Here is an 11,801-nt window from a genome sequence, read left to right as displayed (position 1 = left end):
GCCGACGGAAGCCAGCATCTGGAGGAGGCGATGGTCTGGGCCGGCGTCCGGCAGCGGTTGGTCGACCCGGCCGACCCGGAGGCGTTCTTCCGGCTGCTGCTCGGCGACCGGCCGGTCTTCAGCGAGCCCGGGGAGCGCTGGGACATCGAGAGCTTCTGGGCGCCGGCGGGCAGCGGCGTGCCCGACAGCACCTACTCCCGCACCCTTGGCTTCATCCACGACGGGCAGCCGGAGCGGCCGGCGCAGGACTACACCACGACCTGGTTGCGCCGGAGCCTGCAGCAGGCGCTGACCGGCGTGCATCACACCGAGGCCGACCGGCATCTGTTCGCCGTGGGGTACACGGCGGACGGCAGCCAGCATCTGGAGGAGGCGATGGTCTGGGCCGGGGTCCGGCAGCGGCTGGCGGACCCGGCCGACCCGGCCGACCCGGCCGCGGGCGCGGCCCTGCCCCACCTGCGGCGGCTGCTGCCACACCTGAACGACGACCCGGCGCACAGCCTGCCGCACGCCGTGGGCGCGGCCGCGGCGGCGGGCCTGCTGCCCGCCGACACCGAGCTGTTGATGCTCGACACCGCCTGCAGCTCCTCGCTGTTCGCGGTCGAGACGGCGGTGCAGGCGCTGCGCACGGGCGCCTGCGACGTCGCCGTCGCCGGGGCCGCGTTCGCCGTCGGGCCGCGCCACTCGACGCTGTTCGCCGGGCTGCACGGGCTGTCCGCGAGCAACGACGTCCGGTCGTTCGACGCCGACGCCGACGGGGTGCTGTTCTCGGACGGCGCCGCGGTGATCGTGCTCAAGACGCTGGACCGCGCCCGGGCCGACAACGATCGCATCCTGGGGCTGCTCACCGGCGTCGGCACGTCCGCCGACGGCCGCGGCAAGGCGATCTACGCACCGAACACCAAGGGGCAGCAGGTCGCCATCGAGCGGGCCTGGACCGCCGCCGGGGTCGACGCGACCGACCTCGACTGGGTGGTCGCCCACGGCACCGGCACCCGGGCCGGCGACCAGGTCGAGGTGCAGACCCTGCGGACCGCCCTGGCGGACAGCCCGGGGCTGTGGGTCACGTCGAACAAGTCGATCGTCGGGCACACGGGGTGGGTGGCCGGAATCGTCTCGATCGTCCACGTCCTCACCGCGCTGCAGCACCGGCTCATCCCCGGCCAGCGCCGGTTCACCGCCGCCCCGGCGGCCTGGGACCTCGGGTCGTCGCCGCTGCGCATCCCGACCGCCGACCAGCCGTGGCCCGACCGGCCCGGCCGCCCCCGGACGGCCGCCGTGTCCGGCTTCGGCTTCGGCGGCACCAACGCGCACGCCGTCGTCCGCGAGTACGACCCGGCGGCCCGGTACGCGGTGACCCCGGCCCCGACGGTCGCGGACGATCCGGTCGTGCTGGTCGGCTGGAGCGCCCGGCTGCCCGGTGGGCCGGACCGGGACACGGTGCGCCGCTGGCTGTCCGGCGACCGGGCGGCCGCGCCGGACGCGTCCTTCGGCGAGCAGTTCCCGCTGCCGCCGGTGGGCACCTTCCGGATCCCCTCCACCACGCTGACCACGATCGACCGCGGCCAGGTGCTGGCGATGCAGTGCGTGCTGGACCTGGACCCGGCCGTAGCCCAGCTGCTGGACCGGCACCGCGCCGGGACCGGCGTGGTCGCCGGGCATCTCGGCCCGACCCGCAACGCCATCGGCTACGCCCTGCGCAGCTACCTGCGGTACCTGACCGATCACATCGACCGTGACGCCGACCTGGCCGACCTGCGCCCGGGCCTGGCCGCGTTCGCCGCCGATGTCCGCGCCCTGGTCCCGGAGACCAACGAGGACGCCACCCCCGGGATCATGCCCAACATCATCCCGGCCCGGATCACCAACTACTTCGGATACACCGGGTCGAACCTCACCGTGGACACCGGGTTCGGCTCGGGCCTGGCCGCGACCGGCCTGGCCATCGACCGGATCCGCGACGGCGGGTGGGATGTCGGCCTCGTGCTGGGGGTCAACGGCAACAGCCTGCCGGAGCTGCGCCACCTGCTCGGCGGGCTGCCGGGCGGCGCGGAGCCGGCCGAGGGGGCCGCGCTGCTGGTGCTGACCCGGCGCAGCCTCGCCGAGGCGCAGGGCCTGCCGGTGCTGGCCGAGCTCGACGTCTGCCGCGCCCGGGACTCGGCGGGCGTCCCGGGGTCGGCCACCGGGCCGGGTTCAGGGCCGGCGTCAGGGCCGGCCGACCTGGAGGGCCGGCACTACCTGGGTGCCCAGGGCACCCTGGAGCTGCTGGCCGCGCTCGACCGGTCCGCGGACGCGGTCGTGAGCTGTGCCGATCCGATCACCGGGGCCCGGTCGGCGATCCGCATCCGGCCGGTCGCCGCCGCCCGTCCGGCGCCGCACACCACGGCCCCGGATCCCCCGGCCGGACACCCCGGATCGGCGCCGGCCGTCGAACCCGCCCCGGCCGTCGAACCGGCCGTCCCGGTGGCCGGTCCCGGGCCGGACGACCCGCTCGTCCCGGCGCCCACGGTCGAGCCGTTCGCCGTGCAGTACCGGCGGTGGGAGGCGGAGAACGTCCGCAGCGCCCTGCCCGCCCTCCCGCCGCACTGCCTGATCGTCACCGACCGGCCCGACGAGCTGCCCCCGGTCGACCCGTCCTGCCTGGTGCTGTCGCTCCGCGCGGACGCCGGAACGGACGGCCGATCGGACACCGGCCCGGGCGGCCCGGAACCGCACCGCGCCCCGGCCGCCGGGTCCGACGCGGGAGCCGAGGTGGTGTCGCTGTCCGGCCCGCTGACCGAGACCTGCGTCACCGACGCCGTTGCCGCGTTCGGCCGGCCGCTGCGCCACCTGCGGGTGATCCTCACCCTGGGGGCGGACCGGGAGCCGACCGGGCCGGGGTTCCCGGCCGCGGTGGCCCTGGCCGACCTGACCTTCCTGGCCGTCCGGGCGCTGACCGGCGACCCGGCCGCCGGATCCTGCTGCCTGCTCGCGCTCGACGCGGTCCGCGACGCCCGGCCGCGGGCCACCACCGGGATGTTCACCGGCATGCTCCGGACGCTCCGGGTGGAGCGGCCCGAGCTGGACGTGATCGCCCTGCTCACCACGACGACCTCGGCGGCCGACGGGATGGCGGAACTGGCCGACGAGTCCCGCCGGCCCCGCCTGCTACCGGTGACCGTGCTCGATGCGGGCCGCCGCTACATCCCGCTGCCGGTGCCCCGGGCCGCGGACGCCGGAGGCCCGGGCCCGATCCGGCTGACCCGGGAGTCGGTCGTCGTCGCGGCCGGCGGGTCCCGGGGAGTGACGGCCGCCGTCCTGACCGCCGTCGCCCACCGGGCGGCCCCGACGGTGTGGGTGCTGGGTTCCAACCGGATCGACGGGCCGGGTCCGGACGACCCGCGACCGTCCCGCGCGGAGTTCCTCGCCGCGGCGCACGCGGCCGGCACCGGCCGCACGATGGCCGAGCTGAACCGGGTCTACGACCGGTCGGTCCAGGCGCGGGAGGCGCGCGCGACCATCGACGAGCTGCGCCGGGTGTGCGGGCCGGACCGGGTGCACTACCGGGTCTGCGACCTGACCGATGCGGCGGCGGTGCAGCGGACGGTCGACGAGATCAGCGCCGCGAGCGGCCGGGTCGACCTGGTGGTGCTGGGTGCCGGGATCAACCGCTCGGCCGCGCTGGACCGCAAGCGGCTGGCCGACTTCCGCGCCGTCCGCGACGTCAAGGTGCTGGGCTACGCGCACCTGCGCCGAGCCTTCGCCGGCCGGCCGCCGGTGGCCTGGTGCAACTTCGGGTCGATCCTCGGATTCACCGGCCAGCCCGGCGAGATCGACTACACCGCGGGCAACGACCTGCTCGCCGCCGCGGCGGCCGCGGGCCGGGACGACGGCTGCGACGAGTTCACCCTGGGGTGGACGCTCTGGGACACCATCGGTCTGGCCGCCGACCCGGTCACCCGGGGCTTCCTGCACCGGTCGGGCTTCTCCGGGGGCATCGGCACCGCCGAGGGGATCGCGCTGTTCCTGGCCGAGCTCGACCGGCCCCGCCGCGACCGGGTCACCGTCCATCTGGGTGCGGCCGAGCAGGCGATGCTGGAGAACCGGTTCCCGGGGCTGCGCGCCGCCATGGCCGACGCGGTCACCCACGCCGCCCCGCCGGTCGGTCCGCGCGTCGAACCGGACCTTCGACAGCACCGTCCGCTCCTTCGACTGCCTGCTCGATCTCGAGCACGACCCCTACCTGGCGCACCACCTGGTCGACGACCGGCCGACCCTGCCCGGCACGTTCGCGCTGGAGCTCGCCGCCACCGCGGCCGAGGAGCTGTGTCCGGGACAGCGGGCCGTCGCCTTCGAGCGGGTGGCGTTCCGCTCGTTCCTGCGGCTGCACCCCACCCGCAAGTCCTTGGCGATCCGGATCACCGCGACCCGCGCCGCCGGGCCGACGGACGCCGCCGGTGCCTCGGTGCGCGTCGTCATCACCTCCGACGTGCGCGCCCCGTCCGGCGAGCTGCTGGTCGCCGACCGGGTGCACGCCGACCTGGACGTGCGGTTGGCCGCCCGACCGCCGGCCGGGCCGGTCGCGACCCGCGACGTGCTGGTCGGGGGGCGGGCGAGCATCGATCCGTACCTGCGACCCAACCCGCTGGTGCAGCTGTCCGGTCCGATGGACACGCTGCGGTCGCCGGTCCGGGGCGACGCGGCCGGCCAGGCGATGTTCGTCCTGCGGCCGGAGGGCTACCGGGATCCGTTCGACCGCTTCCACATTCCGGCCCTGTTGCTGGACGGGTTGGCCCGCACCTGCGTGCTGGCCGCCGGCGCGGCCGACCGCCTGCCGTTGATGGCACTTTCCGGGATCCGGCGAGTGGATCTTTTCGATTCTTGTGCCGACGGCCGCAATGACATCGCACTGGCCCGACAATTCCCGCGAATTCGATTGGTGGCCGGGCCCGACCCGGCCGTCCGGGGGGCCCTGTGCGGCGAGGCGGTGACCGACGCGGGGACCGTCCTGGCCCGGATCAGCGGCCTGGCCGGAGTGCTTCTGGGCTGGTGCGACGCATCGGATGACACGGTCCGTCCGGCCCATCGCGACCGGGAAAACCGCTTTGTCGCAAATGCGGCCACCCGATCGAGTGGCCGCCCGCTGCAGCCGGCGACATTTGCTGCGCTGGACGAGTGAAAGGGCAGGTGGGCCGTACTTCTCACGCGCAGGTCGGCCTCTTCTCCGGCATGCAGCTTTTCGAAAGGGGGGTCCGATGACGGGAACCCGATCGGAATTGTTCGCGATTGTCGGAATTGATTCCGAATCCGACGATCCGGGCGGTTCGGGGGCCGGATCGGGGAACGGCGGCGATCCGGACCGGATGCATCGGGCGGTTCCGTGCGCGGCCCTGGAGTTCCGGATCCTCGGGCCGGTGCAGGTCTGGCTCAGCGGGGTGGAGGTGCAGCTCGGCGGATCCAAGCAACGCACCGTGCTGGCCGCCCTGCTGCTGGCCCATGGCCGGGTCGTCACCGACGGGGCGCTGAGCGCCCTGCTGTGGGGCGACGAGCCCCCGCGGACGTCCGGAGCGCAGATCTACACCTACGTCTCGCGGCTGCGCCGAACGCTGGGTGACGCGGGTTCGCTGGTCCGCAACGGCCAGGGCTACGCGCTCCGCGCGCCGGGGGCCTGGTTCGACCTGGACGAGTACGTCGCGCTGGCCCGACGCGGGCGCGCCGCCCTGGAACAGGGCCGGCCGGACGTCGCCTCGGTGCAGCTGGCCGCCGCGCTCGGGCTCTGGCGGGGGGCCGCGCTCGGGTCCGGGACGGAGTTCCTGGCCGAGACCGAGGCGGCGGCCCTGGAGGAGAGCCGGTTGGACCCCCAGGAGCTCTGGGTGGAGGCCGAGCTGGCGCTCGGTCGCTGCCGCGAGTTGATCTCCGAGCTCACCGCGCTGGTCGCCGCCCACCCCCTGCGCGAGCGGTTCCGGGCCCAGCTGATGACCGCGCTCTGGCGCTCCCACCGCCGGGCCGACGCCCTGCGCGTGTTCTTCGAGGGGCGGGAACTGCTGGCCGACGAGCTCGGGGTCGATCCCAGCCCGCTGCTGACCGAGTTGTACGAGGAGATCGTGGCCGAGCCCCCGGACGCGCCACCGGCGGTCCCGCCGGTCCCGGCGACCGGCGGGACCGGGCCGGCCCCGACCGGCACCGACGGGCGCGGGCCGGCGACGGTGCCGGCGATGCTCCCGCCCGACCTCGCCGACTTCACCGGGCGCCGGTCGGAGACCGACCGGCTCTGCCGGTGGTTGGGGGTGGAGACCGGGACGGCACCCACCCCGAGCCAGGGGCCGGCACCGGACCCGGCCTCGGGCCGCCCGCGCCTGGCCCTGGTCTCCGGGCCGCCCGGCGTCGGTCGCTCCTCGTTGGCCGTGCACGTCGCCCAGCAGGCCCGCGCCGTCTACCCGGACGGCCAGCTGTTCGTCGACCTCGGCGCGCCCGGCGAGTCCCGGGTTCCGGTCCGGGACGTGCTCGCCTGGTTCCTGCGGGCCCTGGGAGCCAGCCCCGACGGAATCCCGAGCGACACCCAGGAACGCGCCCAGGTGTACCGCAGCCTGCTCGCCCGGCGGCGGGTGCTGGTCGTGCTGGAGAACGCCGTCTCCGACGAGCAGGTGCACCTGCTGCTGCCGGCCGGGGCGGGCTGCGGGGTCCTGATCACCAGCACCGAGCCGCTGGCCGCGGTGCCCGTCGACCGGCAGATCGATCTGGGCCCGTTCGACATCGCCGAGGCCATGCTGTTCCTGCGCCGGGCCGGTGCCCACCAACGGGTTCAGGTGGAGCGGGCGGCCGCGCTCGAACTCATCGACAGCTGTGGCCGGTTCCCGCTGGCGCTGCGGATCCTGAGCCTGCAACTGAGCCGCAAGCCGCACTGGACCCTCCGGCGCATGGTGGCCCACCTGCGCGCCGAGGCGACCCGGCTGGACCGGCTGCAGGCCGGTTCGCTGTGCATCCGGCCGGCGCTGGACCGGCTGTTCGACGCGGTCGAGGACGGCCGGCTGACCCAGCTGCGGATCCTGGCCGACCTGCCGACGCCCACGTTCACCGCGGACGCGGTGGGCCGCCTGCTTGGCCTGTCCGAGTGCGTGGCCGAGCACATCCTCGAGTACCTGCTCGAGCGGCGGCTGCTGGAGGTCGCCGGGCACGACGCCGGTCGGCGCCCGCTCTACAGCTTCCCGCCGTTGACCCGGCTGGCCGCCCGCGAGGTCCGGCGGGGTCCGGGCAACCGGTCCCTGGTCGAGGGCGCCTGACCTCAGGCGGCCCGGGCGGCGGGCGTCACCGGCCGGACGGCCGGGGCGACCGGCGGCCGGGCCGCGACCGGGGGTTGCGGGCGGAACAGCTGCTCGATGGTCAGCCGGAGCCGGGCCAGCGACAGCTCACCGGTGGTGAAGACGAACCGCAGCGGCTCCGGGGTGCCGAGCAGGGCCGCCTCGACGACCACCGCACCGTCCGCGGCCCGGTCGGCCGACCGCGGGCCGGCGACGACGCCGGCCAGGAACGCCTCGCCGCGCGTGCGCTCACGCTCGCGCAGCCAGGAGAAGCGAGGCACGGCGAGCCGCCGGACACCTGCACCGGCGCCGTCCAGCTCGACCGCACCGAAGGGCAGCCACGGCACCCGCTCCAGGGGCAGGGTGACCACCGGCTCGCGGTCGTCGACGACGACCACCGTCCGGTGTCCGTGATCGATCCGCCTCCGGTGGTGGGCGATCTCGTCGCGCCGGGGCCAGACGTGATCGAGCACCGGGTCGGCGCCGGTCCCGTGCCCGGCCCCGTCGCCGGCGGCCAGGCGCCAGGGTCCGGCGGCCCAGCGCAGGCGGGCCAGACCCTCGAAAACCACTTGCACACCGTCAATGTGGAGCGTCGTCATCCGGCTGCCCTACCGTTGTGTCCGTCTCACTCCACGAGACCACAGCGGGCTATGACAATTCTTGACGACCGGTCCGGCGCCGGCGGTCCGGGCGGCGGTCCGGGCCCCCGGGGAACGGAGAACGGAGGGCACGTCCGGGGTTCGGGTACCCCTCCCACTTCAACGTATAGCGCACCCCGGGGCTTGCGGCAAGACCCGGGGGCCGGCGCAGAATCGCGGCCCGACGCCGGCGCGGGGGGTGCCCGCCGGCCCGATGGATCGGAGCCCTGCCCGTGAATACCGTCAGCCCGGCCGTGTTCGACCTGCCCGACAAGCTCGCGGCCAAGGCCGACCCCGCCTCGATCGGCGACGACCTGGCCCACTTCGCCGCGATCGCCGGCACCCTGGACACCGCGATCGCCGAGCTGTCCGACCGGTTGGCCGCGGTCCGGCGGGAACGCGGCGGATCGGGGCAGGTCGCCCTGGAGCGGGATCAGGAGATCCACCGGCTCACCGCCCGCCGGCGCACCCTGCGCCGCTACGGGCTTGACCTCTGCCTGGGCCGGATGGTGCCGGACGACGGCTCGCCGGCGGTCTACGTCGGGCGCCTTGGCCTGCGGGACGCGGCCGGCCGGTCCCTGCTGATCGACTGGCGCTCCCCCGCCGCCGAACCGTTCTTCGGCGCCACCCACGCGCGGCCGATGGGCCTGGCCAGCCGCCGCCGCTACCGCTGGACGCGGGGCCGCATCACCGATTACTGGGACGAGGTCTTCGACCCGAGCCAGCTGGACGGGCAGGCCGCGCTGGACGACCAGTCCGCGTTCATCGCCAGCCTCGGTGACACCCGCAGCGAACGGATGCGCGACGTGCTCGGCACGATCCAGGCCGACCAGGACGCCATCATCCGTCGCGGTTCGGCCGGGACGCTGGTCGTGGACGGGGGTCCCGGCACCGGCAAGACGGTGGTGGCCCTGCACCGCTGCGCCTACCTGCTCTACGCGGACCCGCGGCTGGGCCATCACCGGGGCGGCCTGCTGTTCGTCGGCCCGCACGAGCCGTACCTGGCGTATGTCTCGGACGTGCTGCCCGGCCTGGGCGAGGAGGGGGTGCAGACCTGCACGCTGCGCGACCTGGTGGCCGAGGGCGCCACCGCCGGACCGGAGCCGGATCCACTGGTGGCGCAACTCAAGTCGACCGCGGCGATGGTCGGGGCGATCGAGACCGCCGTCCGGTTCTACGAGGAACCGCCCACCGCGGAACTCGCCGTGCCCACCCCCTGGTCGGAGCTGCGGTTGCGGGCCGCCGACTGGGCGGAGGCATTCGCCGCGGTCGACCCCGGCACCCCGCACAACCAGGCCCGCGAGACGATCCGGGAGGCGCTGGTCGACATCCTGGCCGACCAGGACGCCGGGCGGGCGCCCGAGCGCGCGCTGCGGGAGTCGCTGCGCCGCCATCCGGAGCTGACCGCCGCCCTGCACCGGGCCTGGCCGCTCATCGAGGCGACGGACCTGGTCGCGGACCTGTGGACGGTGCCGGCCTACCTGCGCCTGTGTGCCCCTTGGCTCGGCCCCGAGGACGTGCGCCGGCTGTGGCGGCCGGCGGGTGCGGCGTGGACGGTGCCCGACCTGCCGCTGCTGGACGCGGCCCGCCGCCGCCTCGGCGATCCGGCGGCGGCCGGCCGGGCCCGGCGGCGGGCCGCCGCCGTGGCCGACCGCAACGCGGAGATGTCCAGGGTGGTCGAGCATCTCATCGAGTCCGACGACTCGGAGATGGCCGTGATGTCGATGCTGCGCGGCGACGATCTGCGGGACGCGCTGATCGACGAGGACGACCTGCCGGCCGGCGATCCGGAGGGAACCGACCGGACGTACGCGCACGTGATGGTGGACGAGGCCCAGGAACTGACGGACGCGCAGTGGCAGATGCTGCTGGCCCGCTGCCCGTCCGGGAGCTTCACCGTCGTCGGCGACCGGGCCCAGGCCCGGCACGGCTTCACCGGCTCCTGGGCGGACCGGTTGCGGCGCGCGGGCCTGGACCGGGTCGAGGTCGCCTCGCTCACGATCAATTACCGGACGCCGGCCGAGGTCATGGAGCGGGCCGCACCGGTGATCCGGGCCGCCATTCCCGATGCCAACGTCCCGGTCTCGATCCGCCGGACGGGCCGGCCGGTACGGGACGGCCGGTACGACGAGCTGCGCCCCCTGCTCGCCGCCTGGGCGGCCGAACGTCCGGACGGGATCGCCTGCGTGATCGGGGATCCCGGGTGGGTGCCGACGCCACGGGTGCGATCACTGAGCCCGGAGCTGGCCAAGGGGCTGGAGTTCGACCTGGTCGTGCTCGTCGACCCGGAGGCGTTCGGGGCCGGGGACGCCGTCACCGCCGCGGTCGACCGCTACGTCGCCATGACCAGGACCACCCGGGACCTCGTCGTGCTGACGGGCCGGTGACGCCATGATCCGGTCCGGGTGGAGCTCGCGCAGCTCGGCGAGGCCGGCCAGCGACCGCAGTTCCGCGAGCTGGCGCCGCAGTTCGGCGATCTCGGGACCGAACTGGCCGACGGTGTCGGCCTGGGCGCCGGCGACCAGCTCGCGCAGCCGGCGCACGGCCGCCAGGGATCCCGCGACCGCGGTCGGGATCCGCTCGGGGCCCAGGACGAACACGGCGACCAGCAGGATGATCCCGATCTGACCCCAGGAGAGTCCGAACATGATGGCAATCCGCCCTTCTCGTCAGCGCGCGGCTGCGTCGGCCGCGACCGGGACCGGCTCGGCCGAGTCGGCCGTGCGGTCGCGGCGCCGGTCGCGCAGCCGGGTGACCTGGACGGCCACCTCGTAGAGCAGCACGAGCGCCCCGGCGAGGGCGCCCATGGTGATCGGATCGTTGCCGGGGACGATCAGCCCGGCGAACACGACCAGGCCGAAGATCGCGTACCGCCGGGCGCGGGCCAGCCGGGCCCCGCTGAGCACCCCGGCCGCGTTGAGCATGATCAGCAACAGCGGCAGCTCGAACGAGACCCCGAAGATGACCAGCATGGCGATGAGGAAGGAGAAGTAGCTCTCCGGCGAGAGCGCGGTGACCGTCGTATCACCACCGAAACCGAGCAGGACGGTCAGTCCCTCGCGCAGCACCAGGTAGGCCAAGGCGGTGCCGCCGGCGAACAGCAGGCCGCCGGTCGCTCCGAAGACGATCGCATAGCGGCGCTCCCGGCCGTGCAGGGCGGGGGTGACGAACGCCCACAGCTGATGCAGCCAGCACGGGGCGGACAGCACGGCGCCGGCGATCACCGCTGATTTGAGCTGCAGTTCCAGGGCCGAGAACGGGCCGGTGGCCAGCAGCTGGCAGGTGCTGCCGTCCCCGAACGTCACGCGGCTCTGCGCCGGGACCGCGCAGTAGGGTTCGATCAGCAGCTCGCCCAGGCTCGGCACGCCCAGGGCGGGAATGCCGTGGCCGAACCACAGGAACCCGACGGCGGTCCCGCCGAGCAACGCGACGGTGGCCAGGAACATCCGTCGCCGCAGCTCGTGCAGGTGCTCGAGGACGGGCATGGCGCCGTCGGGAGTCGGGGTCGGGCGGCGGCGTCCGGGCCACCGGAGTCGCGAGGGCATGGCGGTCGGACCCTTTCGAACGAGTGCGGGATGGCCCGGGCGTCGGTCACCGACCGCCGCCCGGGCCGGGGCATGATCAGCCGGTCCGGGCGGTCACCGCCGGCGCGACCGGCACTGACGCGACCGGCACTGACGCGACCGGAACCGCCGCGACCGGCACCGGCGCGGCGGGCACTGGCGCGACCGGAGCCGGCGCGGCGGGCTCGGCGGCCGCGACCGCCCGATCGGCGGCCGGCGGCGCCGTCGCGGTCTCGTCGTGGTCCATCGCGGCCACCTCGGACTTGAGGATCCGCAGCGAGCGACCGACGCCGCGCGCGGCGTCCGGGAGCTTCTTGGCGCCG

General features: G+C 75.2%; 6 protein-coding genes and 2 pseudogenes. 5 read left to right on the top strand and 3 right to left on the bottom strand.

What is annotated here, in order from left to right; all coding sequences use genetic code 11:
* Window positions 1-30: 30 nt before the first annotated feature.
* The 4 genes and pseudogenes from ACOJUF_RS11120 to ACOJUF_RS11105 form a co-directional block, all read left to right on the top strand.
* Window positions 31-3,897: pseudogene (locus ACOJUF_RS11120) on the top strand (SDR family NAD(P)-dependent oxidoreductase); the annotation flags it as partial.
* 157 nt (window positions 3,898-4,054) lie between these two features.
* A pseudogene (locus ACOJUF_RS11115) lies at window positions 4,055-4,351 on the top strand (hypothetical protein); the annotation flags it as partial.
* 492 nt (window positions 4,352-4,843) lie between these two features.
* Window positions 4,844-5,158: a hypothetical protein gene (locus tag ACOJUF_RS11110; RefSeq protein WP_420121915.1), complete on the top strand. Its 315-nt coding sequence runs from the start codon at window positions 4,844-4,846 to the stop codon at window positions 5,156-5,158.
* 184 nt (window positions 5,159-5,342) lie between these two features.
* Window positions 5,343-7,259 (top strand): BTAD domain-containing putative transcriptional regulator, encoded by a 1,917-nt coding sequence (locus ACOJUF_RS11105; protein WP_420121914.1) that lies wholly within the window; start codon window positions 5,343-5,345, stop codon window positions 7,257-7,259.
* Between the two features lie 2 nt (window positions 7,260-7,261).
* Here ACOJUF_RS11105 and ACOJUF_RS11100 read toward each other — a convergent pair whose 3' ends face one another.
* A complete protein-coding gene (locus ACOJUF_RS11100) occupies window positions 7,262-7,846 on the bottom strand; it encodes a hypothetical protein (RefSeq protein WP_420121913.1) in 585 nt (194 codons plus the stop codon).
* A 302-nt stretch (window positions 7,847-8,148) separates the two neighbouring features.
* On the opposite strand from ACOJUF_RS11100, the gene helR reads away from it, so the two are divergent.
* A complete protein-coding gene (gene helR / locus ACOJUF_RS11095; protein WP_420121912.1) occupies window positions 8,149-10,302 on the top strand; it encodes an RNA polymerase recycling motor ATPase HelR in 2,154 nt (717 codons plus the stop codon).
* A 282-nt stretch (window positions 10,303-10,584) separates the two neighbouring features.
* Here the strand turns inward: helR and tatC are convergent, their stop codons facing one another.
* Together tatC and ACOJUF_RS11085 are read right to left on the bottom strand one after the other, a co-directional pair.
* Window positions 10,585-11,400: a twin-arginine translocase subunit TatC gene (tatC, locus tag ACOJUF_RS11090; protein ID WP_420121911.1), complete on the bottom strand. Its 816-nt coding sequence runs from the start codon at window positions 11,398-11,400 to the stop codon at window positions 10,585-10,587.
* Window positions 11,401-11,536: 136 nt separating this feature from the next.
* Window positions 11,537-11,801 (bottom strand): twin-arginine translocase TatA/TatE family subunit (locus tag ACOJUF_RS11085; RefSeq protein WP_420121910.1); only part of this gene is annotated, 265 nt, incomplete at its 5' end.

Origin of the sequence: Nakamurella sp. (assembly GCF_048594475.1) — a bacterium.
Lineage (GTDB): Bacteria > Actinomycetota > Actinomycetes > Mycobacteriales > Nakamurellaceae > Nakamurella.
The sequence above is the reverse complement of the archived record's forward strand: the minus strand, read 5'-3'. Positions and strand labels throughout refer to the sequence as shown.

Bases quoted from the DNA above. Each gene is read 5' to 3' on its own strand.
- ACOJUF_RS11105 (WP_420121914.1), top strand. From the start codon at position 5,343: ATGCATCGGGCGGTTCCGTGCGCGGCCCTGGAGTTCCGGATCCTCGGG.
- tatC (WP_420121911.1), bottom strand. From the start codon at position 11,400: ATGCCCGTCCTCGAGCACCTGCACGAGCTGCGGCGACGGATGTTCCTG.